General features: G+C 64.1%; 29 protein-coding genes. 16 read left to right on the forward strand and 13 right to left on the reverse strand.

Annotated features, from left to right (window positions below; translation table 11 throughout):
- Positions 1–91 precede the first annotated feature (91 nt).
- The 4 genes from RFM52_RS04705 (at position 92) to RFM52_RS04720 (ending at position 2,440) form a co-directional block, all read left to right on the forward strand.
- Positions 92–535: a FixH family protein gene (locus RFM52_RS04705; RefSeq protein WP_320295362.1), complete on the forward strand. Its 444-nt coding sequence runs from the start codon at positions 92–94 to the stop codon at positions 533–535.
- 7 nt (positions 536–542) lie between these two features.
- A complete protein-coding gene (locus RFM52_RS04710; protein WP_320295363.1) occupies positions 543–1,751 on the forward strand; it encodes a cytochrome-c peroxidase in 1,209 nt (402 codons plus the stop codon).
- Positions 1,752–1,838: 87 nt separating this feature from the next.
- Positions 1,839–2,129, forward strand: a complete 291-nt coding sequence (locus RFM52_RS04715) for a type II toxin-antitoxin system RelE/ParE family toxin (RefSeq protein ID WP_320295364.1) — start codon at positions 1,839–1,841, stop codon at positions 2,127–2,129.
- Entirely contained in the window at positions 2,126–2,440 is a 315-nt protein-coding gene (locus RFM52_RS04720) for a helix-turn-helix domain-containing protein (RefSeq protein ID WP_320295365.1), read from the forward strand. Before RFM52_RS04715 ends, RFM52_RS04720 begins: the two co-directional genes overlap by 4 nt.
- A 3-nt stretch (positions 2,441–2,443) precedes the next feature.
- Here RFM52_RS04720 and RFM52_RS04725 read toward each other — a convergent pair whose 3' ends face one another.
- Positions 2,444–2,896, reverse strand: coding sequence for an Lrp/AsnC family transcriptional regulator (locus tag RFM52_RS04725; protein WP_320295366.1), 453 nt, complete (start codon positions 2,894–2,896; stop codon positions 2,444–2,446).
- Positions 2,897–3,060: 164 nt separating this feature from the next.
- On the opposite strand from RFM52_RS04725, the gene putA reads away from it, so the two are divergent.
- Positions 3,061–6,669 carry a bifunctional proline dehydrogenase/L-glutamate gamma-semialdehyde dehydrogenase PutA gene (putA, locus tag RFM52_RS04730; protein ID WP_320295367.1) on the forward strand — a complete coding sequence of 1,203 codons (3,609 nt, stop codon included), beginning with the start codon at positions 3,061–3,063 and terminating at the stop codon, positions 6,667–6,669.
- 31 nt (positions 6,670–6,700) lie between these two features.
- Here the strand turns inward: putA and hmuQ are convergent, their stop codons facing one another.
- Genes hmuQ through RFM52_RS04750 form a run of 4 tightly spaced genes read right to left on the reverse strand, consistent with a single transcriptional unit; the run spans position 6,701 to position 10,814 of the window.
- Positions 6,701–7,015: a heme-degrading protein HmuQ gene (gene hmuQ / locus RFM52_RS04735; RefSeq protein WP_140647668.1), complete on the reverse strand. Its 315-nt coding sequence runs from the start codon at positions 7,013–7,015 to the stop codon at positions 6,701–6,703.
- 42 nt (positions 7,016–7,057) lie between these two features.
- On the reverse strand, positions 7,058–8,119 hold the full coding sequence (locus tag RFM52_RS04740; protein ID WP_320295368.1) for an energy transducer TonB family protein: 1,062 nt from the start codon (positions 8,117–8,119) through the stop codon (positions 7,058–7,060).
- Between the two features lie 36 nt (positions 8,120–8,155).
- Positions 8,156–8,590 carry a hypothetical protein gene (locus RFM52_RS04745; protein WP_320295369.1) on the reverse strand — a complete coding sequence of 145 codons (435 nt, stop codon included), beginning with the start codon at positions 8,588–8,590 and terminating at the stop codon, positions 8,156–8,158.
- Positions 8,591–8,597: 7 nt separating this feature from the next.
- Entirely contained in the window at positions 8,598–10,814 is a 2,217-nt protein-coding gene (locus tag RFM52_RS04750) for a TonB-dependent hemoglobin/transferrin/lactoferrin family receptor (protein ID WP_430699244.1), read from the reverse strand.
- 200 nt (positions 10,815–11,014) lie between these two features.
- Between RFM52_RS04750 and hemP the strand changes: the two genes are divergently transcribed.
- The 5 genes from hemP to RFM52_RS04775 all read left to right on the forward strand — a co-directional run bounded on the left by hemP (position 11,015) and on the right by RFM52_RS04775 (position 15,160).
- Complete coding sequence (hemP, locus tag RFM52_RS04755) at positions 11,015–11,221, forward strand: hemin uptake protein HemP (RefSeq protein ID WP_320295371.1); 207 nt, start codon at positions 11,015–11,017, stop codon at positions 11,219–11,221.
- 69 nt (positions 11,222–11,290) lie between these two features.
- The gene (locus RFM52_RS04760; protein ID WP_320295372.1) at positions 11,291–12,352 is read left to right on the forward strand and encodes a hemin-degrading factor; all 1,062 of its coding nucleotides are present in this window, start codon (positions 11,291–11,293) and stop codon (positions 12,350–12,352) included.
- An 11-nt stretch (positions 12,353–12,363) separates the two neighbouring features.
- A complete protein-coding gene (locus RFM52_RS04765; protein ID WP_320295373.1) occupies positions 12,364–13,257 on the forward strand; it encodes a heme/hemin ABC transporter substrate-binding protein in 894 nt (297 codons plus the stop codon).
- A gap of 6 nt (positions 13,258–13,263) precedes the next feature.
- Positions 13,264–14,364 (forward strand): FecCD family ABC transporter permease, encoded by a 1,101-nt coding sequence (locus RFM52_RS04770; RefSeq protein WP_320295374.1) that lies wholly within the window; start codon positions 13,264–13,266, stop codon positions 14,362–14,364.
- A gap of 7 nt (positions 14,365–14,371) precedes the next feature.
- Positions 14,372–15,160 carry a heme ABC transporter ATP-binding protein gene (locus RFM52_RS04775; protein ID WP_320295375.1) on the forward strand — a complete coding sequence of 263 codons (789 nt, stop codon included), beginning with the start codon at positions 14,372–14,374 and terminating at the stop codon, positions 15,158–15,160.
- A gap of 1 nt (position 15,161) precedes the next feature.
- Here RFM52_RS04775 and rirA read toward each other — a convergent pair whose 3' ends face one another.
- On the reverse strand, positions 15,162–15,623 hold the full coding sequence (gene rirA, locus RFM52_RS04780) for an iron-responsive transcriptional regulator RirA (protein WP_320295376.1): 462 nt from the start codon (positions 15,621–15,623) through the stop codon (positions 15,162–15,164).
- A 209-nt stretch (positions 15,624–15,832) separates the two neighbouring features.
- Here rirA and RFM52_RS04785 point away from each other — a divergent pair, with 209 nt between their 5' ends.
- The 3 genes from RFM52_RS04785 (at position 15,833) to RFM52_RS04795 (ending at position 18,293) form a co-directional block, all read left to right on the forward strand.
- Complete coding sequence (locus RFM52_RS04785; protein WP_320295377.1) at positions 15,833–17,128, forward strand: DUF445 domain-containing protein; 1,296 nt, start codon at positions 15,833–15,835, stop codon at positions 17,126–17,128.
- Between the two features lie 66 nt (positions 17,129–17,194).
- Complete coding sequence (locus tag RFM52_RS04790) at positions 17,195–17,623, forward strand: phasin family protein (protein ID WP_320295378.1); 429 nt, start codon at positions 17,195–17,197, stop codon at positions 17,621–17,623.
- Between the two features lie 178 nt (positions 17,624–17,801).
- Complete coding sequence (locus RFM52_RS04795) at positions 17,802–18,293, forward strand: MaoC family dehydratase (protein WP_320295379.1); 492 nt, start codon at positions 17,802–17,804, stop codon at positions 18,291–18,293.
- A gap of 151 nt (positions 18,294–18,444) precedes the next feature.
- Here the strand turns inward: RFM52_RS04795 and RFM52_RS04800 are convergent, their stop codons facing one another.
- Positions 18,445–19,866, reverse strand: a complete 1,422-nt coding sequence (locus tag RFM52_RS04800) for an aminotransferase-like domain-containing protein (protein ID WP_320295380.1) — start codon at positions 19,864–19,866, stop codon at positions 18,445–18,447.
- Between the two features lie 104 nt (positions 19,867–19,970).
- On the opposite strand from RFM52_RS04800, the gene RFM52_RS04805 reads away from it, so the two are divergent.
- Entirely contained in the window at positions 19,971–20,834 is an 864-nt protein-coding gene (locus RFM52_RS04805) for a DMT family transporter (RefSeq protein ID WP_320295381.1), read from the forward strand.
- Positions 20,835–20,855: 21 nt separating this feature from the next.
- On the opposite strand, the gene RFM52_RS04810 is transcribed toward RFM52_RS04805, so the two are convergent.
- A complete protein-coding gene (locus tag RFM52_RS04810; protein ID WP_320327833.1) occupies positions 20,856–21,221 on the reverse strand; it encodes a hypothetical protein in 366 nt (121 codons plus the stop codon).
- A 4-nt stretch (positions 21,222–21,225) separates the two neighbouring features.
- Between RFM52_RS04810 and RFM52_RS04815 the strand changes: the two genes are divergently transcribed.
- Positions 21,226–21,489 (forward strand): hypothetical protein, encoded by a 264-nt coding sequence (locus RFM52_RS04815; protein ID WP_320295383.1) that lies wholly within the window; start codon positions 21,226–21,228, stop codon positions 21,487–21,489.
- Here the strand turns inward: RFM52_RS04815 and RFM52_RS04820 are convergent.
- The 4 genes from RFM52_RS04820 to RFM52_RS04840 all read right to left on the reverse strand — a co-directional run bounded on the left by RFM52_RS04820 (position 21,483) and on the right by RFM52_RS04840 (position 24,639).
- Positions 21,483–22,526 carry a zinc-dependent alcohol dehydrogenase family protein gene (locus RFM52_RS04820; RefSeq protein ID WP_320295384.1) on the reverse strand — a complete coding sequence of 348 codons (1,044 nt, stop codon included), beginning with the start codon at positions 22,524–22,526 and terminating at the stop codon, positions 21,483–21,485. The two genes, RFM52_RS04815 and RFM52_RS04820, sit on opposite strands and share 7 nt — an antisense overlap.
- 307 nt (positions 22,527–22,833) lie before the next feature.
- Complete coding sequence (locus RFM52_RS04830) at positions 22,834–23,304, reverse strand: DUF4262 domain-containing protein (protein ID WP_320295385.1); 471 nt, start codon at positions 23,302–23,304, stop codon at positions 22,834–22,836.
- Positions 23,294–23,944, reverse strand: coding sequence for a maleylacetoacetate isomerase (gene maiA, locus RFM52_RS04835; RefSeq protein ID WP_320295386.1), 651 nt, complete (start codon positions 23,942–23,944; stop codon positions 23,294–23,296). Before maiA ends, RFM52_RS04830 begins: the two co-directional genes overlap by 11 nt.
- Positions 23,941–24,639: a fumarylacetoacetate hydrolase family protein gene (locus RFM52_RS04840; RefSeq protein WP_320295387.1), complete on the reverse strand. Its 699-nt coding sequence runs from the start codon at positions 24,637–24,639 to the stop codon at positions 23,941–23,943. Before RFM52_RS04840 ends, maiA begins: the two co-directional genes overlap by 4 nt.
- Before the next feature lie 207 nt (positions 24,640–24,846).
- Here RFM52_RS04840 and RFM52_RS04845 point away from each other — a divergent pair, with 207 nt between their 5' ends.
- Positions 24,847–25,530: a response regulator transcription factor gene (locus tag RFM52_RS04845; RefSeq protein ID WP_320295388.1), complete on the forward strand. Its 684-nt coding sequence runs from the start codon at positions 24,847–24,849 to the stop codon at positions 25,528–25,530.
- A gap of 37 nt (positions 25,531–25,567) precedes the next feature.
- Here the strand turns inward: RFM52_RS04845 and RFM52_RS04850 are convergent, their stop codons facing one another.
- On the reverse strand, positions 25,568–26,212 hold the full coding sequence (locus RFM52_RS04850) for a hypothetical protein (protein ID WP_320295389.1): 645 nt from the start codon (positions 26,210–26,212) through the stop codon (positions 25,568–25,570).
- Between the last annotated feature and the right edge of the window lie 27 nt (positions 26,213–26,239).

Raw genomic sequence — 26,239 nt, forward strand, 5'->3', positions numbered from 1 at the left:
GGCGGCGAATTTTGCGCCAGAAGCGATTTCCCACAGGCAGGGCGGGACGCGACAAGCGGCCCGCGACGTTAGCAGCCGAAGAGGAACGGGTTTGGCATCGATATGGCGTTACATTCTTGCGGGCCTCGGCCTGGCCGCTCTGCTGGCAGGCATCGTGGCCGCGGTCTATCTGACGCTGCCGCAATCCGCCTCCGGCCCGGACATTTCACGCTCCAAGAAGACGGCAAATGGTCTTTTCGTCGCGAGCTTCGAGCCGGAGCACGGCGTGGTCCGGCAGGGCGAGCTGCAATCCTGGCTGCTGACGCTGAAGACCGCCGCCGGCGCGCCGGTGGAGGGGGCGGCCATCACCGTCTCCGGCGGCATGCCGCAGCACGATCACGGCCTGCCGACCAGCCCGCAGGCGACCGATTACCTGGGCGACGGGCGCTACCGTATCGACGGCATAAAATTCACGATGAGCGGCTGGTGGCAATTGCGCTTTGCCATCTCGGCGGCGGCCGGCTCCGATTCCGTCGTCTTCAACGTCGTGTTGTGAGCGGACGATGAAGCGTCTGATCAGCGTTGTAAGCCTCTTCGCCCTGGCCGTTCTCGCTCTACTGGGCGGCTGCGGCGAGCCGCGGTTCAGCGACGCCGAGAAGAAGGCCATTGCGTCGCTGGCGCTGAACACGCTGCCATCCTTAAAACCCGATACCACGAACCAGTATGCTGATGTGCCGGCGGCCGCCGCACTCGGCTCGACGCTGTTCTTCGATGCCGGCATGAGCCGCGACGGCACGGTGTCCTGCTCGACCTGCCACAAGATCGACCGCCAGTTCCAGGACGACCTGCCGCAGGCGGTCGGCGTCGGCCGCACCAACCGGCGCACCATGCCGCTGGCGGGCGTGGCCCGCAATCCCTGGTTCTTCTGGGACGGAAGGCGCGACAGCCTCTGGGCGCAGGCGCTGACGCCGCTCGAGAACCCGCTGGAGCAGGCCGGCAACCGGGCCGCTTTCGCGCATTACATCAAGAAGCGGTTCGGCGAGCGCTATGAGCGCATCTTCGGGCCGCTGCCGGACCTTTCCACCGTGCCGGCCAATGCCAGCCCGCTCGACAGCGACGCCGAGAGGGCGGCATGGAATGCCATGCCCGCCGGCCAGCAAGACGACGTCAACCGCGTCTATGCCAATATCGGCAAAGCGATCGCCGCCTTCGAGCGCTCAATCGAGCCCGCGCAAACGCGCTTCGACCGCTTTGCCATCGATCTGGCGACAGGCGCCAAACCGGAAGAGGACGCGGCGTTCTCGCCGGAAGAGATCCTTGGGCTGAAGCTGTTCATCGGCAAGGCCAACTGCGTGAGCTGTCACAACGGGCCGCGCTTCACCGACAATTCCTTCCACAACAATGGCGTGCCGCCGGTCGACGGGCTGCCGCTGGATCGGGGCCGGGTCGACGCCGTGGCGCAGGTCGAGGCCGACCCGTTCAACTGCCTCGGCAAATTCCGCGACGGCGACGAGGGCGCCTGCCGCGAGCTGCGCTTCATGGTCAAGGACGGTCCGCAGATCATGCGGGCCTACAAGACGCCGTCGCTCAGGGGCGCGGCGGATCGGCCGCCCTATATGCATGCCGGGCAGTTCGCGACGCTCGACGAGGTGGTGGCGCATTATTCGAAGGCGCCGCTTGCCGTCGAGGGAGTCTCCGAAGTGCATCCGCTCGATTTGTCCGAGCGCGAGCGTGCGGCGCTGGTGGCGTTCCTGAAAACGCTGTCGGAATGAATTCTGTCATCGATCCTTGTTGAAATACATTGCAAAAAAGATATATTTATTTCGACGGGCTGGGTCGTCGAATTTCTCAATGCCGAAGTGCGGCGGGAGCTTGAGGCTCAGCCGAAAGACATTCTTGCAAGCTTTCTGCGGATATCACGGCTTATCGAGGCTCACGGCTTGCAGAAGGTGCACGAGCCCTATGTGAAGCACCTGGAAGGCAAACTTTGGGAAATGCGAATGAAAGGCCGCGACGGCATTGCCCGTGCGGTCTATGTGACCGCGACTGAGCGTCGTGTCGTTATCGTGCGGGTTTTCATCAAGAAGACACAGAAGACGCCAAGAGGCGAGATCGAACTGGCTCTGAAGCGAGCAAAGGAGGTTCAATGAGCCGGAAAACAATTCCCGTTGAAGACGCGGCAAAGGAATGGTTCAAAGATCCGCAATTCGTTGCTGAATACGAAGCTTTGGAGGAAGAGTTCGCTATCGCTGAGGCTTTGATCAAAGCCCGTGGTGAAGCCGATATGACGCAGGAAGAGGTTGCGGCAGCCATGGGAACGACGCAAGCCGTAATCGCCCGACTGGAAAGCGGTCGGAATATGCCTTCAACCAGAACCTTGCAGCGTTTCGCAAAGGCGACCGGATCAAAACTCCGTATTAGCTTCGAGTCCGGGAAGCCGAAGTCGCGTGCTGGTCATTGAGGGCTACCTGTCCTTCACCGTCTCCATCGCCACGAAGGTCGAGGTCTGGGCGACATGGGGCAGGGCCGAGATGCGCTCGCCGAGCACCCGGCGATAGGCGGCGATGTCGGTGGTGCGGACCTTCAACAGATAGTCGAAGCTCGACGCCATCATGTGGCATTGCTCGATCTCCGGCACGGCTTGCACCGCGCGGTTGAAGGCATCGAGCGCTGCCGAGCGCGTGTCGGACAACTTCACCTGGACGAAGGCGACATGGCCTTCGCCCATGCGCTCGCGGTCGATGACGGCGCGGTAGCCTCTTATATAGCCGTCCTTCTCCAGCCGCTTCACGCGCGCCTGCACCGGCGTCTTCGACAGGCCGACCTTGCTCGCGAGTTCAGACATCGACAGCCGGCCGTCGCGCCCAAGGGCGACCAGGATATTACGGTCGATGCGGTCCAATTGGTCTTCGATCACCGATATAGCAGTCAATTCGATTTGAAACACTGCCCTATGATAGTCTGAATGGACTGTCTTGTCGATTTCTTTGGACCGACTGAAATTTGCAGCTGTGCTAGCTTGCGCCATTCGGTCCGGCGACCGCCAGACCGTTCGCTCACGCTCGTTTTCATGGACCCGACATGCCGCTCGACGCCATCCGCCAGCAGATCCGCGCCAATTATTTGCCCGACGAAGACGAGGCGGTGAAACGCCTGTCGGCGACGGCGGGGCTTTCGGCCGAGGAGCGCAAGGCGATCTCGGCCCGCGCCGCCGAATTGGTTCGCGCGGTGCGCGGCTCGACCGATCCCAGGCTGATGGAGGTCTTCCTCTCGGCCTACGGCCTGTCGACCAAGGAAGGCGTGGCGCTGATGTGCCTGGCCGAAGCGCTGCTGCGCGTGCCCGACACCGAGACGATGGACGATCTCATCGCCGACAAGATCGCGCCGCATGACTGGTCGGCGCATTCGGGCGGCTCAAGCTCGATCTTCGTCAACGCTTCGACCTGGGCGCTGATGCTGACCGGCCGCGTGCTCGACGAAGGCGAGGGCGGCATCGAGGGCACGCTGCGCGCCATGGTGCGCAGGCTGGGCGAGCCGGTGATCCGCAAGGCGGTCGCCGCGGCGATGCGCGAGATGGGCGAGCAGTTCGTGCTCGGACGCACCATCGCCGAGGCCGTCAAACGCGGCCGGCCGATGACGCAGAAGGGCTACCTCTATTCCTTCGACATGCTGGGCGAGGCGGCCCGCACCGAGGCCGACGCGCTCCGCTACCACCGCGCCTATGCGGATGCGATCTCGTCACTCGATTCTGGATCGAACGGCCCCGACATCCGCTACAATCACGGCATTTCGGTCAAGCTCTCGGCGCTGCATCCACGCTACGAGGTGGCGCAGCGCGAGACGATGCTGCCGGTGATGGCCGAACGCCTCCTGTCGCTGGCGCTTGCCGCCCGGCATTCGCGCATGGGCCTCAACATCGATGCCGAGGAGGCCGACAGGCTCGACCTGTCGCTCGACGTCATCGAACGTGTGCTGGCCGAGCCGGAACTTGCCGGCTGGGACGGTTTCGGCGTCGTCGTCCAGGCTTATGGGCCACGCGCGGCCTTCGCCATCGACTGGCTCTATGCGCTGGCGAAAAAATATGACCGCCGGATCATGGTGCGGCTGGTGAAGGGCGCCTATTGGGACACCGAGATCAAGCGGGCGCAGACGCTCGGCCTCACCGGCTATCCGGTCTTCACCCGCAAGGTCAACACCGACGTTTCGTACATGGCCTGCGCGAAGAAACTGCTGTCGATGACCGATCGCATCTATCCGCAGTTCGCCACGCATAACGCGCACACGGTTGCCGCGATCCTGTCGATGGCGAAGGATCGCGACAGCTTCGAGTTCCAGCGCCTGCACGGCATGGGCGAGGCACTGCACGAGACGGTGCGGCAGGCCGAGGGCACGCGCTGCCGCATCTACGCGCCGGTCGGCGCGCATTCCGACCTGCTTGCCTATCTGGTGCGGCGCCTGCTGGAAAACGGCGCCAACTCCTCCTTCGTGCACCAGTTGACCGACGAGGAGGTCGAGCCGGAGGAGATCGCGCGCGATCCGCTCGAGGCCGTCGAGACGCAGGGGCCCGCCGCCAATCCGGCGATCGCCCGGCCCGCCGCGATCTTCGGCGCCGGACGCCGCAACTCGAAAGGCTTCGACATCACCGATACCGTGACGCTGGCGGCCATCGACAAGGCGAGGGCGGAATTCGCCGGAGCAGACCGCTGGCACGCCAAGCCGGTCACGCGCGCCGCCGGCTACGGCAAGCAGCGGCAGGTCGTCAATCCGGCCCAGCCCGACGAGATCGTCGGCACCGTGCATGAGGCCGCGGCCAAGCAGGTGGCGACCGCCGTGCGCATCGCCGTCGACGCGCAACCCGCCTGGGCGAAGCGCCCGGTTGCCGAGCGCGCCGCGATCCTCAACCGCGCCGCCGACCTCTACGAGGCCAACGCCGCCGAGTTTTTCGCTCTCGCGACCCGCGAGGCTGGCAAGTCGCTCGCCGATGGCGTGGCCGAAGTGCGCGAGGCGGTCGACTTCCTGCGCTACTACGCGGCCGAGGCGGCGAATGCCGAAGCGGGCACGCAAGCGCGCGGTGCGATCGTCTGCATCTCGCCGTGGAATTTCCCGCTGGCGATCTTCACCGGCCAGATCGCGGCGGCTTTGGTCACCGGCAATTCGGTCATCGCCAAGCCGGCCGAGCAGACGCCGCTGATCGCCTTCCGCGCCGTCGAAATGCTGCGCGAGGCCGGCGTGCCGGAGGACGTCATCCAGCTTCTGCCGGGCGACGGCCCGTCCGTCGGCGCGCCGCTCACCGCCGATCCGCGCATTGCCGGTGTCTGCTTTACCGGCTCGACCGAGGTCGCCAAGCTGATCGAAAAGCAACTGGCGGAAACCGCCGCGCCCGATGCCATGCTGATCGCCGAGACGGGCGGCTTGAATGCGATGATCGTCGATTCCACCGCACTGCCGGAACAGGCGGTGCGCGACATTCTCGCGTCGGCCTTCCAGAGCGCCGGCCAGCGCTGCTCGGCGCTGCGCGTGCTCTATGTGCAGAAGGACGTCGAGAAGAAGATGCTGGAGATGCTGAAGGGCGCGATGGAAGCGCTCAACATCGGCAATCCCTGGGCCATCTCGACCGATGTCGGCCCGGTCATCGACGACGAGGCGCAAGCTTCGATCAGCGATTATTGCAAGAAGAAGGGACTGGAAGGCCGGCTGATAGCCAAGCTCGAAGCGCCTGCAACCGGCCGCTTCGTCGCGCCGCATGTCTTCCGCGTCAAAGGCATCGAGGAGATGGAGCGCGAGGTGTTCGGCCCGGTGTTGCATGTCGCGACCTTCGATGCCGACGAGATCGACCAGGTGATCGCCGCCATCAACCGCAAGGGCTACGGCCTGACCTTCGGCCTGCACACCCGCATCGAGGGCCGCGTCCAGCATTTCGTCGACGGCATCCATGCCGGCAACATCTATGTCAACCGCAACCAGATCGGCGCCGTGGTCGGCTCGCAGCCTTTCGGCGGCGAGGGGCTGTCGGGCACCGGGCCGAAGGCGGGTGGACCGCATTACCTGCGCCGCTTCCGCAAGGGGCCCGAGGCCGGCACCGAACTTGGCGAGGGCCACAAGGTGACGGCGACCGAGCTTGCGGACAATCTGCCCGATCCGACGCTCGGCGGCTGGTCGACGCGGCCGGACCGCGTGGCGATCCTGAGGAAGCATCTGCGCGGCAAGGGCGCGGCGGCGATCGCCGCTGCCGCAAGCCTCGATTTCGGCCAGGTCGACCTTCCAGGACCGACCGGCGAGGCCAACACGCTGTCGCTATCGCCACGCGGCCGGGTGCTCTGCCTCGGCCCGGATGCCGAGACGCTGCTTTCCCAGACGATCCAGGCACTCGCGGCCGGCAACGCCGTGCTTGCGGTGGCGCCGGGCGCGCCGGCGGCGCTGTCGGCGCTGACCGGCAAGGGCTTGCCGCTGGCGGCCATCGACGGTCGTCCCGATCCGGTCGAGGCACGCTCGCTGCGGGTCGACGTCGTCGCTTTCTCCGGCACGCCGGAGGCGGCGCGCATCGTGCGCAAGGTGATTGCCGAACGCAGCGGGCCGATCGTGCCGCTGGTCAGCGAAGTGCTCAACCCGGCCGCTTATGCGCATGAGCGCGCGGTCTGCGTCGACACGACGGCGGCGGGAGGCAACGCCAGCTTGCTTGCCGCAGCATAGTCAGATCGAGACGAGTTGACGGCGGCGCGTTTCAGGCACCTTCGACGACCGAAAAGCCTTCGAACTGCGGATGGCCGAGATAGTGAACCTTCGAGCCGCCGGCGTTGCGATGGGCGGCGCGGAAGTTTTCCGATTTCGTCCAGGCGACGAAATCCTCCTGGCTTGCCCAGACGGTATGCGAGGCAAACAGCGTATAGCCCTCGGTTTCATTGACCGGACCGCGCAGCAGGTGGAACTCCCTGAAACCCTGCATTTCGGAAAGGCTGGAATCGCGGTTCTTCCAGACGTCCTCGAAGGCTTCTTCCGAGCCGTTCTGGACCTTGAAGCGGTTCATGGCGATGTACATTGGCTTCCTTTCGAAATGGACGAATTCCTAGGACGCGCGGTTTTAAAAAGGGCCGATCCGCGCCTTGAACACCCAGCTTGACCTTCCGGTCTCGGGTGGAATGGGTGGAAACGGCGCCTGCTTGCGCACCAGCGTCAAAGCGAATTGATCGAGCTCGGCGGACCCAGAACTTTCGGCGAGCTGCAAGTCGCTGATGCTGCCGTCGGCCGCGACGACGAAAACCACCCTGGCGTTGTTGCGAGCTTGCGCCTGGACCGATTTCGAAACACGGCGGTTGGCGCGGGCAAGCCTCTTCTGGATTTCACCGCTGTAGCGGGATTCCAGGGCCGTGCCGGCGGCGGCCTTTATCTTGCCCTTGCTGGCGACCACCGGCGCATCGCGCGTATCGCCGTCTGCTGTTTCCGTGCCGCGCGTTTCAACGGGTTTGCCTGACCCCGCCGATCCGGCTGGTGTGCTCGGCGCTGCGGCCGGGGCCGGTGGCTGTTCGGGCTCGGCAGGCGACGCCTCGGCGTTTTGCGGCTCGATTGCAGGCGCCGGTTCGCTGCCCGTGGGCACACTCTGATCGTCTGGGCGTGCAGTGGTGGTCGTCAGAATATGCGGCGTGGAGGCGGCCTCGTCGGCCGCTTCAGCGGGTGGTTGAGGCGTCACCGGTTGGTTGGCCGGTTGGGGCGCTTCGGCAGGCGGCGTGGGCTGGACAGCCTGACGTTTCACTGGCTGCGGATCCGGCACCAAGGTCACATCCACCGCGCCGGATGCCGCATCATTCAGGGCGCTGCCCTGGGCGTCGGCGCCGGACTGGTCGCTGCCCTCGGCCTGGATGGCGTCCAGGGAGTCGAATGTGCCGGCAGGCGCGAGCAGGAACGCGGCGGCCGCGGCACCATGAAGCAGGCCGGAAGCGACGATGGCCAGCGGCCATTTGCGCCGACCGGCCGGCTGCCGCGGCTGCAGTGACTCGGTCGGCATAGCCGACAGTCCGCTGTCCGCGTCGGGTGTGTGATTGATGTCCTGCATATCTGGCGGCGAGACCTGCCGCGCGCGATAGGGACTTGTCAAATCAAGATCGGTTGCCGGCCATGGCGGCGGACCGGGGGCAAGCCACGCCATTGCGTCTCGCGGGAAGGCTGGATGCAATCCCATCCTCTAGACGCCGAAAGCGATGGCTGTCTTGGTCGAAGTCTTCAGGCCGCGCATGCAGGCCGCCGGCTCGACGCCGGTGCCGGAGCATTCGGTCGCGCTGTTGATCAGCACGCGGCTGAGCTTGCCGCAGTCGACGCCGGCGAGGTCGAAGCGCGTGACCTTGGTCTTGCCGGCCGGCAGGTCCTTGAAATCGAGCGCCGTGAGGCGGTCGACGACGCCGGCCTCGTTGAACAGCGCGATCTCGAAAGCCGCCTTGGAGAGATCCGCGCCGAGCGCGTTGTTCACGACGAACGTCAGCCGGCAACCCTTGTCGGAGGGCTGCGCGGCGTTGAGCTCGAGACTGAGGGCCGGCGCGGACTGGGCCCACGCCGGCACCATCGCAAGCGACATCGCGAACGTCGAGGTCAGCAGACGAAAGGATGCCGTCAAGCGTTTCATGTCTATCTCAGCCTCCAAAGCGCATGGTTGCCGCGAGCTTCAGCGTGATGCCGGGTTCGTAGAGTACGGCGGTCGTGCTTCCGTTGAGCGGGTTGGTGTATTTGACGTCGAACAGATTGTCGGCGCGGAAGTCGAGCTTGAGATTGTCCGTCGCCTGGTAGCTGGCGAAGGCGTTGACCAGTGTGAAGTCCTTAGCCACCGGATTGCCCCTGGGCTTGCCGTTGTACTGCACCTCGCCGCCGACGGTCAGCTTGTCCTCGAGGAAGCGCAAGCCGAGCTGGGCCGTCACCTGCGAGGAGGGGATGGTGGCAAGGTCCGCGCGCTCGCCCTCATACGAGATGGTATGGCCACTGATGATCGAGGCCGACAGGCCAGCATAGCCCCAGCCGGCGTCGTAGACGCTTTCCAGCTCGAAGCCGTTGATCTTGGCCTTGGCGAAGTTCTGGTACTGGAGGCAGATCGGAATGCCCGGGCCAAACGGGCAGCCGCTGGTCGGGTCGAAGGGCGAGAGCGTCACGCGGTCGATATAGTCGTCGACATTGTTGTTGAAGTAGGCAGCCTTGAGCCGCAGCGCGTCGCCGCCCTCGATGACGTCGTTCTGCTTGTAGTTGACGCCGAACTCGACAGTCTTGCCGGTCTCGGGCTTAAGGTTCGGGTTGGGCAGGAACGGGAAGCTGACGCCGGCCGGATGGTTGCCGCTGATCAGCGTCTCGGTCAGCGAGGGCGAGCGATAGCCTTCCGCATAGGTGCCGTAGAACTGCAGGCCGGCCAGGCCGGCGCTTTCGAAGGGCGAAACGCCGATGGTGATGCGCGGCGACACCCGGTCGCCGGAGGTCTCGTTCGTGTCGTCCTTCAGGCTGTAATTGTCGTAGCGCAGGCCGCCAATGACCTCGAGCCATTCCCAGGTCAGCTTGTCCTGGATGTAGGCGCCGGAGACCTTGCGCTTGCCCGACGGCGTGTAGAAGCTGTCGCCGCCGGCCGTGCCGCCGGTCTCGACATCGTCGCCGACCCAGTCGCCGCCATAGGTCAATTCGTGGGCGACGCTCGCCGTCTCGAAACGCGAGGTGTTCCAGATGTCGATGCCGGTCGTGCCGACATCGAAGGTGGAGGTTGAGCCCACCGGCAGCACCACCGGCAGGCCGGTGGTGGGATCGAAGCGGTTCTGTGCGGTAAGCGTCGTCAGGTCGAGGTTGGTCTTGTTGTAGGAGGCGTTGATGTGGAGGTCGAGCCAGCTCCTGGCATCATCGGTGATGTTATAGCGGGCGGTGAAGGTGTTCGACTTCAGATCGACGTCGTTGGCCGGCACGCCGCCGCTGGTTTCCGTCCAGCTGTCGCTGGAGCCGACCCAACCGAGCTTCAACTCACTGTTTTCGGTCGGGCGTATGGAGGTCTTGAGCAGGCCGCTCAGCACGTCGAAGCCAGTGCCGGCGACGGTGTCGCCGCCGCCGTTCTTGTAGTCGCCGTAGTCGCGGTAGACGATGTTGCCGAGAACGTCCCAGCTCTCGTTGATCTTGTAGGCACCGGTGGCGCTGGTGGTCCAGCCCTTGCCGTTGCTTTCATAGCGCCCGGTCAGCGAGCCGGCCCAGGTCTCTTCCGGCTTCAGGAAATCGGCCGCGTCCTTGGTGTCGAAGAAGACGACGCCGCCGATGGCGCCGGAACCGTAGGTGTTGGCGGTCGGGCCGCGGATCACGTCGACCGACTTGATCAGCTCGGGATCGACATAGAAGGTCGATTGCGTGCCGTGGTCCGAGCGCTGGAAATCCTGCCGGGCGCCGTCGACGATGACCGCGACGCGGCCGAAATCCTGGAGGCCGCGAATGTTTATGCTGGAAGAGACGCGGCGCGCGTCGGCCTGCACGGCGACGCCGGGCACGCCGAGCAGCATCTCGTTGGGCGTCGTCGCCATGCGGCGGTCGAGCTGCTCCTGGTCGACATGGCTAGCGGAAGCCAGCGACTGAATCGCCGTTTCGCCGGTGCGGCTGATGACGAGGATCTTGTCGAGAAGGGTTCCTTCGGCAGCGGCCTTTTCATCCGCCTTCTTCTTTTGATCGGCCTGCTGCTCGGCCGCCGGCTGCGCGGCCTGCTGCGCTTTGGCCGCGGGTGCGCCAAGCGCGATCGCCGCCGAACCGGCCATCAATATCGCCACTGCGCGCGCCAACGATCGGAAGCCCGGGCCCGCGCTATCGCCCGCCAGGCCCGTCCGTCGCCAAGTCACCAACCCCATGCCCCAACTCCAGATTTTCAGGCTCGTGGCTGGCTGGCCGGTGGCTCGCTCGCATTTTTGATCACGTCCGGCGTCTTAAATGTTGACTCATTTAGTCCGGTAATGCACTGACTAGTAAACATGACTATTCGAGTCAAGAATTTAATCGGCATTTTATGAGGCTGCGGCCGAGGTGGCCGTCAGAGGAAAGGACCGACCCGATGAACACGCACAACCCCAACGATTTCCGCTATCGCTTCCGCCGCCCGGAGGACACGCAGATGCGTTACGAAAGGGTGCCGTTGGCGGTGAGGACGCTCTCCAGCAACACGCTGTTCCAGGGCGAGCACGAGATCGGCATCGAGCATCACGGCGCGCTTTACCGCCTCAAGATCACCCGCCAGGGCAAGCTGATCCTCAACAAGTGATCGGAACCGGCGGGCGGTAGACGAGCAGACATCAGGCAATACAGGTGGACGACATTGCGAGTGGAAGACATGGACCAGCGCGTGAAGCCGTCACCGGAAGAAATCCGGCGGGCAAGGCAAGACAATCCGAAAATGCGGGAGCGCGATCTCTCGGCGCAATTGGGCATTTCGGAAGCGGAGCTGGTCGCGGCGCATTGCGGCGTCGGCACTGTCCGCGTCGAGCCGCGCGTCAACGATCTGCTGACAGGCCTCGAGGCGGTCGGCGAGGTGATGGCGCTGACCCGCAACGAAAGCGCCGTGCATGAAAAGATCGGCGTCTACGACAAGGTCGTCACCGGCAACCACAACGCCATGGTGCTTGGCGAGAACATCGACCTGCGCATCTTCCCGAAAGTCTGGGCGCATGGCTTTGCGGTCGAAAAGCGCGACGGCGGCGAAATCCGCCGCAGCCTGCAGTTCTTCGATGCGGCGGGCGAGGCGATGCACAAGGTGCATCTAAAGCCCGCATCCAATCTCTATGCCTATCAGAAACTGGTGGCGGGCCTCGAATCGCCGAACCAGGAACCGACCGTCGCGATCCTCCCAAGCGCGGCGGAAGGAGAGGGCGAGGCACAGGGGTCGGTCGCCTCGATCGACGATCTGCGTGACCGCTGGAGCGGGCTCACCGACGTGCATCAGTTCTTCGGCATGCTGAAGACGCTGAAGCTCAGCCGCCGCGAGGCGGTGCGCATGGTGGGCCAGGACTATGCCTGGCGGCTCGACAATCACGCGGTGAGCGCCCTGTTCCACCACGCGGCGGCAGGCGAGATGCCGATCATGTGCTTCGTCGGCAACCGCGGCTGCATCCAGATCCATTCCGGGCCGATCAAATCGGTCAAGCCGATGGGCCCATGGATCAACGTGCTGGACGAGACCTTCCACCTGCATCTGAGGACCGATCACATCCACGAAGTCTGGGCGGTGCGCAAGCCGACCAAGGACGGCCATGTCACCTCGCTCGAGGCCTATGACGCCAATGGCGGCATGATCATCCAGTTCTTCGGCAAGCGCCATGAAGGCGAAGGCGAGCGGGAAGACTGGCGCTTCCTGGCCGAGAACCTGCCCCGCATTCCCAATCCGACCGCTGCATGAGGTAGCACCCAATGCGCTTTGTTCTCAGTTTCCGCGCGGCGCTTGCGCCGATGTTTGGCGTCCTGCTTGCTGTCGCCATGCAGCCAGCCGAGGCGGAAGAAGGCACGACTGTCTTTGCCGACACCTCGCGGATCGCCTCGATAGGCGGCTCGATCACCGAGATCGTCTATGCGCTCGGCGAGGAAGGCCGTCTCGTGGCCCGCGATTCGACCAGCACCTATCCCGAGGCGGCGGCGAAGCTGCCGGATGTCGGCTACATGCGCGCGCTGTCGCCGGAGGGCGTCCTGTCGGTCAATCCGACCGGAATCCTGGCGCTGCACGGCAGCGGCCCGAAAGAGGCGGTCGACGTGCTGAAGAAGTCGAGCGTGCCTTTCATCGAGGTGCCGGACCACTACAATCATCGGGGCATCCTCGAAAAGATCCGCATCGTCGGAAAAGCGCTGGGCGTCGAGGCCAAGGCGGAGAAGCTGGCTGCGGAGACGGACGCGAAGCTGACAGCGGCGGAAAAGCAGACGGCTGCGATCAAGGAGCGCAAGCGCGTGCTGTTCGTGCTGTCGACGCAGGGTGGCAAGATCCTTGCCGCGGGCAGCGACACCGCTGCCGACGGCATCATCAAGCTTACCGGCGCGGTCAACGCCGTCGAGGGTTTTTCCGGCTACAAAGGGATGACCGACGAGGCGATCGTCAGCGCCAGGCCGGACGTCATCCTGACCATGAAGGGCGGCGGCCCGCCGATCTCGGAAGAGGAATTGTTTGCCAACCCTGCCGTCGCTTTGACACCGGCAGGCGCGGATCGCAAGACGATCAGCATGTCGGGCGGCTATCTGCTCGGCTTCGGCCCACGCACCGCCGAAGCCATCCACGATCTTGCGGTCGAGCTCTATGGCAACCAGGTCACGGACTGAGTGGCCATGGCCGAGCAGTCGATAGCAGGCGCGCCGGGCCGGGCGATGGCAGCCGATGGCGACCGCTCGGCGCGCGCAAGGTTCGTCATCGCGCTCTTGTGCCTGGCGCTCGCGCTCTGCGTGTTCCTGTCGCTGACGTCGGGCGCTTCCGATGCGTCGGCCGTCCGCGTCATCCGCGACTGGTTTACCGGCGCCGTGCCCGCCGATGCGGGGCTTGCCGCGCGCGACCAGTTGATCGTCTACGACATCCGCATGCCGCGCCTGCTGCTCGGCATGCTGATCGGCGCCGCACTCGCCGTCTGCGGCGCGGTGATGCAAGGGCTGTTCCGCAATCCGCTTGCCGATCCCGGCCTGATCGGCGTTTCCGCCGGCTCCAGCCTTGGCGCGGTGGCGATCATCGTAGTCGGCAGCACATGGCTTGCGCCCATCACGCTTCTACTCGGCACGCTCGCGCTGCCGCTCGCGGCATTCTTCGGCGGGCTCGCGGTGACGTTGCTGCTCTATGCCATCGCCACGCGCCAAGGCAGGACATCGGTCGCCACGATGCTGCTTGCCGGCATCGCCATCAGCGCCCTTGCCATGGCGCTCACGGGCATCCTCATCTTCATGGCCGACGACCGGCAGCTGCGCGACCTGACCTTCTGGCAGCTCGGCTCGCTTGCCGGTGCGACCTGGCCGAAGATCGGCACCGTCGGGCCGGTGATCGTGCTGGCGCTGTCGGCGATGCCGTTCCTGTCGCGCGGCCTCAACGCGCTGGCGCTGGGCGAAGCAACCGCGAGTCATCTCGGCATTCCCGTGCAGCGGCTGAAATACACTGCCATCGTCGCGGTGTCGGCGGCGGTCGGGGCTTCGGTCGCGGTCAGCGGCGGCATCGGCTTCATCGGCATCGTCGTGCCGCATGTGCTGCGGCTGGCGATCGGACCGGACAACCGCTATTTGCTGCCGGCCTCGGCCCTGCTCGGCGCCTCGCTGCTTCTGCTCGCCGACGCGGTTGCCCGCACCATCGTCGCGCCCGCCGAACTGCCGATCGGCATCGTCACGGCGGTCGCCGGCGCGCCGTTCTTCCTGTGGATCCTGCTGCGCAAGCGCGGCGTCATTGATCTGTGAGCTTGCCATGATCGAAGCGCGCGACATCTCGGTGGCGATCGGCGGCAAGCGCATTGTCTCGCATGTCGACCTCGCGGCGCGGCCCGGCGAGGTCTCGGCTATCGTCGGGCCGAACGGGTCCGGCAAGACGACCCTGCTCAAGGCGCTGACCGGCGAGCTCGCCTACACCGGCACCGTCACGATCAACCGCCGCGATCTGTCGGCGATGAAGCCGGTCAAGGCAGCCACGCTGCGCGCCGTGCTGCCGCAATCGACGGCTCTATCCTTTCCCTTCACCGTGCGCGAGATCGTGCGCCTGGGTTTGATCGGCGGGCGCTCCGGGGTGCTGCCAGGCGAGGATGCGCGTTTGCCTGAGCGGGCACTGGCGCGAGTGGATCTCGACGGTTTTGCCGGCCGCTTCTACCAGGAGCTTTCCGGCGGCGAGCAGCAGCGCGTGCAGCTTGCCCGCGTGCTCTGCCAGGTGTGGGCGCCGGTGCTCGAAGGGCAGCCGCGCTATCTGTTCCTCGACGAGCCCGTCTCCAGCCTCGACGTCAAGCACCAGCTCATCATCATGAACATCGCGCGCGATTTCGCCCGGCGCGGCGGCGGCGTGGTGGCGATCCTGCACGACCTCAATCTGACAGCCATGTATGCCGACCGGATTTTCGTTCTGCATAGCGGTCGGCTGGCCGCCGCCGGTGCGCCAATGGACGTGCTCAATGACGAGCTGATCGAGAAGGTGTTCGAATGCGGCTTGAAGGTCGGCGCATTGCCCGCGGGGAACGTGCCGTTCGTGCTGCCGCAGTCGGCCGCTTAGCTCACGCCGCCGGGGCGCGCTGCTCCAACAGGTCGATGCCGAGCAGGTGGCGCACGTTCGGGCGCGCGGCGATTAGGTCGGCGATCGTATAGCGGGAAAGCACGGCGAAGAAGGCGTTGAGCGCCTCGCGCAGCGCCGAATTCAGGGCGCAGCTGTCGACGAGCGGGCATTCGGCGGCGTCGTTCTCGAAGCACTCGGCCATGGCAAAGCTCTCTTCGGTGACGCGCACGACATCGAACAGATTGATCTGCTCGGCCGGACGGCCGAGCCGCACACCGCCATTGCGGCCGCGCACGGTTTCGACCAGGCCTGCCTCGACCAGCGGCTGCAGGATCTTGAACAGGAAGAGTTCGGACACCGAATAGGCGGCGGCGATCTCGGGGATGCGGCTCAGCCTGTCGGTATTTGCGGCGCAATACATCAGGATGCGCATCGCATAATTGGTCTGGCGCGTGAGCCGCATGGTATCCTCGCGAAATATTAGCTTGGGCCGAATATGGCCCATAGTTTGGAACAATTCCAGACTGGACCGGTACATAGCTGAATAGTCGTGTCAACTTTTTGTGCGTGCCGGCGCGGATAGCGGCCCGGTATGGCTCCGGCGCTTCGAACGAGCGTTTTAGCGGCGCAGCCACTAGATAGATGCGGGTGCAAACAGGAAACGGCCTTTCCATGTCACAATCAGCTCCGGCCCTCGCGCCGGTTCGATTCGACGCCGACGCCAAGGCGAAGCTCACGGCCTTGCGACGGACCAAGTTCATCGCCGCCGCAGCGCTCGCGATCTGCATCGTTGTCTTCGCGCTCGCCAAGTCCTTCCAGGCTACCTATCCGTGGCTCGGCTTCATCGCCGCCTTCGCCGAGGCGGCGACCATCGGCGGCATCGCCGACTGGTATGCCGTGGTGGCGCTGTTCAGGCGGCCGCTGGGGCTGCCGATTCCGCACACGGCCATCATTCCGGAGAACCAGCACCGCATCGCCGACAATCTCGGTCGCTTCATCGAGGCCAATTTCCTGGCGCCGGAGCCGGTGCATGAAAAGCTCGCCGAGGTCGACTTCGCCGCTCTGGTCGCCGACTGGCTGGGCGATGCCGAGCGCGCCGCCGGCCTGTCGCGATTCGTCGCGCGGCTGGTGCCGCAGGCATTGACGGCGGTGGAGCAATCCGGCCTGCGCGACTTCGTCACCAGCCGCGTGCTGGAGCAGATCGAAAAGGTGCCGCTGGCGCCGCTCGCGGCGGATCTCTTGTCGGCGCTGACCGACGATCGCCGCCACCAGAAGCTGTTCGACGAGTTCACCCGGGTCGTCGGGCGTTTCCTGAACGACGAGCAGGCGCTGGCGACGATGCGCGAAAAGATCCGCGAGGAATTGCCGTCGCTGTTCAACCTGTTTCGTGCCGATGCCTATCTGTTGAAGAAGATCGTCGCTTCGGCGGGTTCGTTGCTCGATGAGGTCAGGGCAGATCCCGATCATCCGATGCGCGCCGAATTCGACCGCTTCGCGCTCGGCTTCATCGAGCGGCTCAGGACCTCGAAGCAGTATGCGAGGCGCGCCGAGAAGCTGAAGCGCGATTTTCTCGGCCGTCCGGAGGTGAGGGCGCTGGCCGGCGATACCTGGGCGAGCCTGCGCCTGTTCATCGAGCAGGACGTCAATGCGCCGAATTCGACGATCCGCGAGCACCTCGCCAACATGTTTGTCGAGGTCGGCAGGCAGTTGGCCGACGACGCGCAAATCAGGGCCGACATGAACCAGGGCTTTGTCGTGGCGCTGTCTTCGTTCGTGGAAAGCCAGAAGAGCGGCGTGTCGAAATTCATCGCCGACCAGGTCAAGCGCTGGGACCTGGCGCAGCTGACGCGGCTGATCGAGACGAACATCGGCAAGGACCTGCAATACATCCGCTTCAACGGCATGATCATCGGCGGGCTGGCCGGTCTCGCGCTTTACACGGCGGAGCGACTTTTCCTGGTCAATTGACGCCGGCCCAACTGGGACTATTCTCCTTCTGGCACGCCGCAAAGGCGGCAAATCGGGAGGCAGGGCATGGCAAAACAACCGGAATCCGACTCGTTCCTCGACATGTTCAGCAGGTTCGGCCGCGACCTCAAGCTGCCGAATGTCGATGTCCAGTCGATCCTCGACCACCACCGCAAGAACCTCGAAGCCCTGGAAAAGTCGGCGAGGGCGGGTGCGGCAGGGGCATCCTCGGTGCTGGCGAGGCAGCATGAGATGGTGCAGAATGCCATGCATGAGATCACGCGGATGGCGCAGAACTACCAGACGCCCGGCAATCCGCAGGAGCTGATGACCAGGCAGGCCGAGTTTGCCCGCAGGTCGTTCGAGACCACGCTGAAGAATGCCAGCGAAGTGGCTGACCTCGTGCGCAAATCCAGCACCGAATCGGTCGAGATCCTGCGCGACCGGATCAGGGATGCGATGGCGGAGATCCGCGCCGGCTACGAAAAGAAATAGGCTGTCCGGCGCTTCGGACCGATCATCGGTTGACATTCGATGCAACCGGCCCAAGCGCCCGAACGTTTTCGGCTTGCCGTAAAGCATCAACTCTACCGGCGAAAATCGCGGCGCGGCGAATTGACAGAGGCCGCCGCTTCATGGTCGGGAGACAGGCAAGAGTAATGGGAAAGCCGGAATGACGGAAGCACGGCCGAGGACGCCGCCGACCTTCGAACAGTTGCGCACGATGTCCGGGCAGGAGCTCGGCGTGTCCGACTGGACGACGATCGACCAGCAGCGCATCGACCAGTTCGCCGAATGCACGGGCGACCATCAGTGGATCCATGTCGATCCCGAAAGGGCGAAACGGCAGAGCCCGTTCCGCACCACGATCGCGCATGGCTACCTGACCTTGTCGATCATCGGCGCGCTGGCGCTGGAGATGGGCATCGTGCCGGAAAACACGCAGGCCGCCTTCAACTACGGCTTCGACAAGGTGCGCTTCCTGGCGCCGGTGAGGGTCGGCGCGCGCATCAGGCTGCGCACCACGCTGCTTTCCATGGAGGATCGCGGCCCCGGCCAGTATCTGATGAAGGCGGCCAACACCGTCGAGATCGAAGGCGAGCAGAAGCCGGCGCTGACCGCCGAGACGCTGGTGATGATGTACGAACGCCGCAAGCGGGCCTAGAGCGGTTCAGCGTTTCACGGAATCGCCGAACCGCTCTAAGCATTTGTTTTTGCGCAATTCCGGACGGAAAACCGCTACGCACTTTTCCTGGAATTGCTCTAGGGTCGGCCCGAATCTCGATCGACCCAAAGCGGGAAGCCGTTAGGCGAGGCTAAGCAACTTTGCGAAGAGACCTGGCCATCGCCTTCTCGAGCACCCCGAAAACACGCTCGTCCCCACACTGCGCGGCGTTGAAGCGCATGAAGCGGCCGGCAGTATGCGACAGGCTGAAGGCGTTGCCGGGCGCCAGCACGACATTGTCCGAAAGCGCATGGCGGGCGACATCGGCGGCGTCGATGCCGTTGGGCAGGCGGCACCAGAGAAACATACCGGCGGGCTGATCGATCCAGGGCGTGATGCCCATCGCCTTCAGCCTGCCGGCGGTCTCGGCCATGGCGCGCGACAGGCGCGTGCGCAACTGCTCGACATGCTTGCGGTAGCTGCCGTCCTTCAAAAGGCTCAGCACAAGTTCGGAGGACAGCCGCGTGCCGCCGAACGTCGTGGCGATCTTGAGATCGGTCAGGCCCTCCATCCAGTCCGGTGGCGCGGCAATAAAGCCGCAGCGTACCGAGGCCGACAGCGTCTTGGAGAAGGAGCCGATCTGGACGACGCGCTGCAGGCCGTCGAAGGCCGCGAGCCTTGGGGCAGGGCTGTGCTCGAAGTCGGCGAAGATATCGTCCTCGACGATGGTGAGGTCCGCCTGGTCGGCGAGCTTCAGCAGCCGATGCGCGGTGACCGGCGACAGGATCGCGCCGGTCGGATTGTGGATGCCGGAATTGGTGATGTAGAGGCGCGGCCGGTGCTCGGCGAGCGCCTCGGCGAAGAGGTCGATATCCGGACCCGAAGGCGTGACAGTAACGCCGACCACCTTGGCCTGGTGGGCGCGCAGCAACGCATGGAAGTTGAAATAGCAGGGATCGTCGACCAGCACCGCGTCGCCGGGCTCGAGCAGGAGGCGGCACAAAAGGTCGATGGCCTGGGTGCCGCAATCGGTCAGCATGATCTGGTCGGGCGAGACCTCGACGCCGTGCTCGGCCATGCGCCGCGCCAGCAACTGGCGAAGCGGCGGCAGGCCAAGCGGCGTGCCGTAATCGGCAAGCGCTACATCGTCGGCGCGGGCGACGGTTCTCAGCGCACGGCGCAAGGCGGCCTGCGGCATCCAGGAAGCGGGCAGCCAGCCGCAGCCGGGCTTCAACATCTCCTCGCCCGCTTCGAGCGATTGCCGCGACACCCACAGCGGATCGACCGCCCGGTCGAGCTTCGGACCGATCTCGGCAAGCGACAGCGGCGCGAGCTGGCCGGCGGCGTAGAAGCCGGAGCCGGGCCGCGAACGGATCGCGCCTTCCGCGGCAAGTCGCTCATAGGCTTCGACCACCGTTGATTTCGACACCTGCAAGGACTTGGCGAGCGCCCGGATCGACGGCAGGCGGGCGCCGGGCGTCAGCGTGCGGGCCGCAATGCGATGGCGGATCGTCGCCATCACGCTTTCGACGAGCGTGCGCGAGCCGTCGATTTCCAAAGGGGTATCCACCATCCGTACTGCCTGAAACGCCATTACAGTTCGGTAGAATTGTACTCCATTGTCTCTGGCGAGACCATAGACATCGGCCGATAGAGGGCGAAACGACGGAGCCTCGAATGGACAAGACTGCGAGCGGCTGGCTGAACGGATTCATCGGCGTGCTGATCTTCAGCGGCTCGCTGCCGGCAACGCATGTGGCGGTGGCGGATTTCGATCCGACATTCTTGACCGCCGCCCGCGCCGCGATCGCCGGTCTGCTCGGTATCGCGATGCTGCTTTTGTTCCGGCAGAAGCGTCCCGGGCGCGGCGATCTCATATCGCTGACAGTCGTGGCGTTGGGCGTGGTCGTCGGCTTTCCCTTGCTGACCGCGCTGGCGCTCAAGCACGTCACCACCGCCCATTCCATCATCTTCGTCGGCCTGCTGCCGCTGGCGACCGCGATCTTCGGCGTGCTGCGCGGCGGCGACCGTCCCCGTCCGGCGTTCTGGCTGTTCTCCTGCATCGGCAGCGCGCTGGTCGCGGGTTTTGCCCTGTCGCAAGGTGTCTCCGCATCACCGGTCGGCGACAGCCTGATGCTGGGCGCCATCATCGTCTGCGGGCTGGGCTACGCGGAGGGTGCGGCGCTGTCGCGCCGGCTCGGCGGCTGGCAGGTGATCTGCTGGGCGCTGGCGCTGTCGCTGCCGGTCATGCTGGTGCTGAGCTTTCTGACGCTGCCGCCATCCTTCGCCGGCATCGGCTCGGGCGCGTGGATCGGCCTTGCCTATGTCTCGCTGTTCAGCATGCTGATCGGCTTCATCTTCTGGTATCGCGGCCTGGCGCAAGGCGGCATCGCCGCTGTCGGGCAGCTGCAGTTGCTGCAACCCTTCTTCGGTCTGGCGCTGGCGGCGAGCCTGCTGCACGAGCGGGTAAGCCCGATGATGGTGGTCGTCACGCTCGGCGTGGTGGCCTGCGTGTTCGGGGCGAAGAAGTTCGCGCGGTAGGGGTACTGCCCTTGCCGATGCTTACTGAGGCGGCTTGCCTATGTACGCTAAACCAGGGCACTCGGAGGTATCTACTGCTTTCTCGCGATCCTCGTAGCGCTTGACGAATTTGCGCCCCGTCCACTCAAAATCTTGACGCACGCATACGGGATTTTCGGAAGGGTCTGCCCATGCAACCCTCATCAAGCGACTGCGCACATAATACTCCAAATCAAGCTGATAGCCCCCCGGAATCCAAAAGAGTTGACCTGTGCGCAAATCAATCATGCGCGCGGCAATGCAGGCGTTGCCGCAATTGACCAGAACGACTGCGAAGTGCCCGGCGAAATCAGCGCCTCGCTTCATGGCTTCGCGAATATCCGGTGTTACAGCGCGCCCAGGAATCATTAGGATGAATCTGGATGTTCCTCGCGGGCTTCTTTTGGAAAACCTTGGCGGGAAAATCCTCGAATCGCAGAGTGGATTCTTTTGCCGCCATAGAGGCGCTTTGGCTGGGCGTCTGAGGGCCGCTAGCAACGGCACTATCTTCCGCGCGCGCTCCCAACACCGGCCAAAGCAAAAGAAGGCATCGCTGCCCCCGACAACGGATGTATTCAATCTAAGATTGAATTATCGCGCATTGGTTGTAAAGGTGTTTTTCGATGGTGCCTACTGAAACTTCGTCACGACCCCGATGCCGATGCCCTCGAAACCACCCATCGCCATCAGGGCGGCTGGGGCCTCCTCGAGGCTGATCTTCTTGCCGACCAGCAGTTCCGGTTTCAGCTTGCCGGTGCGGATCATCTCCATCATTGCGGAGTAGCGGTAGGCCTGCATGCCGTGGCTGCCGAGGATTTCGAGCTCGAAGGCGATCACCTTGTCCATCGGCACTTGCGGGCGAGCGTGCTCGCCCAGCATCAGCCCGACCTGAACGTGGCGGCCGCGCCGGCGCAGGTTGGCGATCGAGTTGAAGGAGGTGGTCGGGTGTCCGAGAGCGTCCATCGACATATGCGCGCCGCCATTGGTGATCTGCTTCACCGCCTTGACCACGTTCGGCGTCGTCGAGGCGTTGATCGTCGCCACCGCGCCGATCTTTTTGGCGAATTCCAGCTTGTCGTCGGCGATGTCGATGGCAATCACATTGGCGCCCATGGCGCTGGCAATCATGATCGCCGAGAGGCCGACGCCGCCGCAGCCGTGGACCGCCACCCATTCGCCGGGCGTCACCCGGCCCTGGTCGACGACGGCGCGGAAGGAGGTGACGAAGCGGCAGCCGAGGCTGGCGGCGGTGGCGTATTCCATCGCGTCGGGCAGGCGCACGAGATTGGTGTCGGCATGCTCGATGCCGACATATTCGGCGAACGAGCCCCAGCCGGTGAAGCCCGGCTGCGTCTGGTGCTCGCAGACCTGATGGTTGCCCGAATTGCATTCGAAGCAGCGGCCGCAGCCGACGGCGAAGGGAACGGTGACGCGGTCGCCGGCCTTCCAGCGGCTGACCTGCTTGCCGGCGGCGACGACGACGCCGGCCAGTTCATGTCCGGGAACATGGGGCAGCGTGATGCCGTCGTCATGGCCCATCCAACCATGCCAGTCGCTGCGGCAAAGACCTGTAGCCTCGACCTTGATGACCACGCCGTCGGCGGCCGGCTTCGGGTCGGGAACGGTCTGAATCGTCGGTGCCTGACCGAATTTCTCGAAGACGACGGCTTTCATCGGCAACTCCCACAATTGCGTATTTTGAAGTGACGATAGCCGATTCCACCGCCGGTTGACCGGAAATCGATTCTGCCACGCTTGCTGGCGGAAATCGGTAAGCCGCGTTTCGCCGGGCGCAAGCAGGCGTTCATCCTCCGCATGCACCTCAAGGCGCCGGATCGGCCTGCCCGTCCGGTGCCCGCCATGCTGATCTTCGCCAGCTTCAACGTGCTGTGGGCGCCGCTGGTGCTGCCGCTGGCCGCGCCGCCCTTTTCGCTGTCGCATACCGAGATCGGCCTGTTCGGCCTGGCGGGCGTTGCGCTAATTATGGCGGGCTGTCAAGCAGTGGCTGTCGTTTGCGAAACCATTCATCGGCTTCGGCATCCCACGGCCAAACGCCTGACGTTGTCGGAAAGATAAGCTGCACGATCCGGAAATCAGGCCCATCGTAAAACCATATGTCCCAACCGAAATGTTCAGGGTAGTGATCGGGGTGGACCGCGCCGAACTGGCAGTCGAAGCCACCTCCCAAGAAACCCGACGCTCGCTCACCGACGCCGAATCTCTCGCCGCTGCGCACGCGTCGGCAATATTCGTTGATGATGGTCTGCGAAAGCTCCGGCTTGAGCCCGATGACGACCAGTTCAGGGACGCCAAAATTGTGCTCGATCCCGACCGAGTAGGCGAAGGGTGGGTGCTCGTCCTCCTCCAGCACGTAGAGGATGTGGCAGCCGTACTCTTCGATGTCGGCGAGCGCCTTTTGCTCGTCCGCGTCCCTGGCTTCTCTACTCGGCATCGATCTGGTTCTGCGGTGCTGCCTTCTGGAACGCCGGCAGCGCCATGCAGGCGGTGTTGATGCGCGTGATCACCGGATAGGGCGCCATGTCGACACCGAAGCGGGCGTTGTTGGTGACCTGGGCGGCGAGGCAGATGTCGGCCATGCCCGGCGTGTCGCCATGGCAGAACGCGCCGGTCTCGGGCGAGGAGGCGAGAATCTTTTCAAGCGGCTGAAAACCTTCGTTCACCCAATGCCGGAACCAGTTGACGACATCCTCGTCGCCGGCGCCGAACAAAGTGCGCAGCGAGGTCAGCACGCGCAGATTGTTCACGGGGTGGATATCGCAGGCGATCATCTGCGCCAGCATGCGGACACGCGCCCGGCCCAGCGCATCTTTCGGCAGCAGCGGCGGCTCGGGCTTAATCTCGTCGAGATATTCGATGATCGCCAGCGATTGGGTCAGCAGCCTGCCGGCATCCAGCACCAGCGCCGGCACCAGGCCTTGCGGGTTGACGGCGAGATAGGCGGGCTCGAGATGCTCGCCATGGCGCAGATGATGCGGCACATAGGTATAGTCCAGCCCCTTCATCGCCAGCGCGATCCGCACCCGGTAGGAGGTGGAGGATCGATAGTAATTGTGAAGGACGAGGTCGCTCATCGTTTCGGCTGCCCGATGGTCACCGCGATCTCGCCGATGCCGTCGACGCCGCCGGTGATTTGATCGCCGGCCTGGACCGCGCCGACGCCGGACGGCGTGCCGGTGAAGATCAGGTCGCCGGGCTGAAGCTCGACCGCCTCGCTGCAGATCGAGACGATATCGGCGATCGGCCAGATCAGCTCGGCGAGGTCGCCGTCCTGTTTCACCGCGTCGTTGACGGCAAGCCAGATGCGGCCTTTCTCCGGATGCCCGGTTTTCGCGGCAGGCACCAGCGGCCCGCAAGGCGCAGATTGGTCGAACGCCTTCGACCAGTCCCAGGGGCGCGCTGCCTTCTTCGCCTGGTCCTGCAGGTCGCGGCGGGTCAGGTCGACACCGACGCCGTAACCCCAGACATGGGTCAGCGCGTCTCCGCGCGGAATACGGAAGCCGGCCTTGCCGATAGCGACGACCAGCTCGATCTCGTGATGCAGGTTCGAAGTCAGCGGCGGGTAGGAGATCTCGGCGCCGCTGTCGACCACCGCGTCGGCGGGCTTGGTGAAGAAGAAGGGCGGGTCGCGCTCGTCATTGCCGAGCTCGCGCGCATGCGCCGCGTAATTGCGGCCAACGCAGAAGATGCGGCGCACGGCGAACCTCTCCGCCGAGCCTGCGACGGCAACCGAGGCAATCGCCGGCGGCGGAAGGACGAATTCTGGCATGGTTTTTCTCTGTGTTGGCATGAATCGTTAGCACCTTCCGCCGATTTTGGCGGGCGGGCAAGACTCGACGTCCCGGCACATCGGCCTGTCGTTTCAGTGACAATGCGCTGTGCCATTGGGCGGCGTGTACTATTTGCCAATAATCTGACCATGGTCAGGGGACTATCCTGTGGCGGCCGAAACCGAACCGATGACTGAACCTGTGCAATGACCTCCGTCAGCGATCGCGCCCGCTTCCTGATCATCGACGACCACCCGCTGTTTCGCGAGGCGCTGCACAGCGCCGTGCAGATGGCCTATCCGGACGTCGACACGGTCGAGGCACGTTCGATCTCGGAAGCGATCGAGCTTCTTGCCGACGCAAAGCCGTTCGACCTCGCGCTGCTCGATTTGAGCATGCCCGACGTGCATGGCTTCGAGGGGCTGTTGCAGCTGAGGACCCGCTATCCGCGGCTGCCGGTGGTGATCGTGTCGGGCTATGAGGAGCCGAAGATCATCTCCGAGGCGCTGTCCTACGGCGCGGCCGGCTTCATCCCGAAATCCGCCCGCAAGAGCGATCTCGCCGCCGCCATCCGCTCGGTGATGGACGGCGCCGTCTATGTGCCGGAAAATTACGAGGGCCAGCCGCCCGATCCCGACAGCACCGACCGCGCCGACATGGTGCAGCGGCTGGCGAGGCTGACACCGCAGCAGCTCAGGGTCCTGCAGATGCTGCGCCAGGGCATGCTGAACAAGCAGATCGCCTATGAGCTGCAGGTGGGTGAGACCACCGTGAAGGCGCATGTCTCGGAGATCCTGCGCAAGCTCAACGTCTACAGTCGCACGCAAGCGGTGATCGAGGTGTCGAAGCTCGACAATGCGGAGCTGTTTCGGGATCAGGCGGGGTTTTGACGGGCAAAAAGATTTCGAACGCTATCGAAGGTTCCAATCAGGTACCTCTGCAAACTTCTGACCGTAGGTACCGGATTTGAGCAGCTTGAAGTTCTGGCCAACTTTCCGAATCTAGAGCTTGAGCCCATGAGCAGGCAGCTTCACGTCCTTGAATTCGTTCTAGCAGACAGAAGTATGCAGTGTCTCGCCACGACCCGCACAGATTTTCATTGTCGTCCATGGTGGCTAGTGCAGATGTCCAAGTGAACCAGTTCTTAATCCACTCGCCGACTTTTCCGTCAAGATCGTCGATACATTGTTTTATAAATATATTTACGTGCTCTTCATTTTCAACCAAAAACGCATCTCGGCTTTTAGCCGAGAAATCTCCTTCAATTCCGTTAAATGACGCCCTTAGAAAGCTTTTTAAGGGCTGGGCAGACGCTTGATAAACTTTATTGTACCAAATAATGAATTCTTTGAATGTGTTCAAAAATTTTTTCCACTTTATGACGACCACTGCAGAACAATCATAGTCTCCGTACCGCCGTTCGGTATAGATGTCAATTTCGACAATGAAATCCGTCCGGTTTTCTGTACCTGCGATAACCAGCCTCGTACTGTCTGGCTTGAACCATTTCGCTCCAAAGTGCGCTCGTAGTGCTTCCGTGACTTTCTGTCGGATAGTTTTTGAGTCCAACATATTTGATCGTCTTTCCCGAATTTTCCG

This window comes from Mesorhizobium humile, assembly GCF_033977215.1.
Taxonomy (GTDB): Bacteria; Pseudomonadota; Alphaproteobacteria; order Rhizobiales; family Rhizobiaceae; genus Mesorhizobium; species Mesorhizobium humile.

What these genes read in the sequence shown, in the direction of transcription:
- RFM52_RS04710 (WP_320295363.1), top strand. Translation starts at nt 543, where the DNA reads ATGAAGCGTCTGATCAGCGTTGTAAGCCTCTTCGCCCTGGCCGTTCTC.
- RFM52_RS04720 (WP_320295365.1), top strand. Translation starts at nt 2,126, where the DNA reads ATGAGCCGGAAAACAATTCCCGTTGAAGACGCGGCAAAGGAATGGTTC.
- putA (WP_320295367.1), top strand. Translation starts at nt 3,061, where the DNA reads ATGCCGCTCGACGCCATCCGCCAGCAGATCCGCGCCAATTATTTGCCC.
- hmuQ (WP_140647668.1), bottom strand. Translation starts at nt 7,015, where the DNA reads ATGTACATCGCCATGAACCGCTTCAAGGTCCAGAACGGCTCGGAAGAA.
- RFM52_RS04740 (WP_320295368.1), bottom strand. Translation starts at nt 8,119, where the DNA reads ATGGCGTGGCTTGCCCCCGGTCCGCCGCCATGGCCGGCAACCGATCTT.
- RFM52_RS04745 (WP_320295369.1), bottom strand. Translation starts at nt 8,590, where the DNA reads ATGAAACGCTTGACGGCATCCTTTCGTCTGCTGACCTCGACGTTCGCG.
- RFM52_RS04750 (WP_430699244.1), bottom strand. Translation starts at nt 10,814, where the DNA reads ATGGGGTTGGTGACTTGGCGACGGACGGGCCTGGCGGGCGATAGCGCG.
- hemP (WP_320295371.1), top strand. Translation starts at nt 11,015, where the DNA reads ATGAACACGCACAACCCCAACGATTTCCGCTATCGCTTCCGCCGCCCG.
- RFM52_RS04760 (WP_320295372.1), top strand. Translation starts at nt 11,291, where the DNA reads ATGGACCAGCGCGTGAAGCCGTCACCGGAAGAAATCCGGCGGGCAAGG.
- RFM52_RS04765 (WP_320295373.1), top strand. Translation starts at nt 12,364, where the DNA reads ATGCGCTTTGTTCTCAGTTTCCGCGCGGCGCTTGCGCCGATGTTTGGC.
- RFM52_RS04770 (WP_320295374.1), top strand. Translation starts at nt 13,264, where the DNA reads ATGGCCGAGCAGTCGATAGCAGGCGCGCCGGGCCGGGCGATGGCAGCC.
- RFM52_RS04775 (WP_320295375.1), top strand. Translation starts at nt 14,372, where the DNA reads ATGATCGAAGCGCGCGACATCTCGGTGGCGATCGGCGGCAAGCGCATT.
- rirA (WP_320295376.1), bottom strand. Translation starts at nt 15,623, where the DNA reads ATGCGGCTCACGCGCCAGACCAATTATGCGATGCGCATCCTGATGTAT.
- RFM52_RS04785 (WP_320295377.1), top strand. Translation starts at nt 15,833, where the DNA reads ATGTCACAATCAGCTCCGGCCCTCGCGCCGGTTCGATTCGACGCCGAC.
- RFM52_RS04790 (WP_320295378.1), top strand. Translation starts at nt 17,195, where the DNA reads ATGGCAAAACAACCGGAATCCGACTCGTTCCTCGACATGTTCAGCAGG.
- RFM52_RS04795 (WP_320295379.1), top strand. Translation starts at nt 17,802, where the DNA reads ATGACGGAAGCACGGCCGAGGACGCCGCCGACCTTCGAACAGTTGCGC.
- RFM52_RS04800 (WP_320295380.1), bottom strand. Translation starts at nt 19,866, where the DNA reads ATGGTGGATACCCCTTTGGAAATCGACGGCTCGCGCACGCTCGTCGAA.
- RFM52_RS04805 (WP_320295381.1), top strand. Translation starts at nt 19,971, where the DNA reads ATGGACAAGACTGCGAGCGGCTGGCTGAACGGATTCATCGGCGTGCTG.
- RFM52_RS04810 (WP_320327833.1), bottom strand. Translation starts at nt 21,221, where the DNA reads ATGATTCCTGGGCGCGCTGTAACACCGGATATTCGCGAAGCCATGAAG.
- RFM52_RS04815 (WP_320295383.1), top strand. Translation starts at nt 21,226, where the DNA reads ATGAATCTGGATGTTCCTCGCGGGCTTCTTTTGGAAAACCTTGGCGGG.
- RFM52_RS04820 (WP_320295384.1), bottom strand. Translation starts at nt 22,526, where the DNA reads ATGAAAGCCGTCGTCTTCGAGAAATTCGGTCAGGCACCGACGATTCAG.
- RFM52_RS04830 (WP_320295385.1), bottom strand. Translation starts at nt 23,304, where the DNA reads ATGCCGAGTAGAGAAGCCAGGGACGCGGACGAGCAAAAGGCGCTCGCC.
- maiA (WP_320295386.1), bottom strand. Translation starts at nt 23,944, where the DNA reads ATGAGCGACCTCGTCCTTCACAATTACTATCGATCCTCCACCTCCTAC.
- RFM52_RS04840 (WP_320295387.1), bottom strand. Translation starts at nt 24,639, where the DNA reads ATGCCAGAATTCGTCCTTCCGCCGCCGGCGATTGCCTCGGTTGCCGTC.
- RFM52_RS04845 (WP_320295388.1), top strand. Translation starts at nt 24,847, where the DNA reads ATGACCTCCGTCAGCGATCGCGCCCGCTTCCTGATCATCGACGACCAC.
- RFM52_RS04850 (WP_320295389.1), bottom strand. Translation starts at nt 26,212, where the DNA reads ATGTTGGACTCAAAAACTATCCGACAGAAAGTCACGGAAGCACTACGA.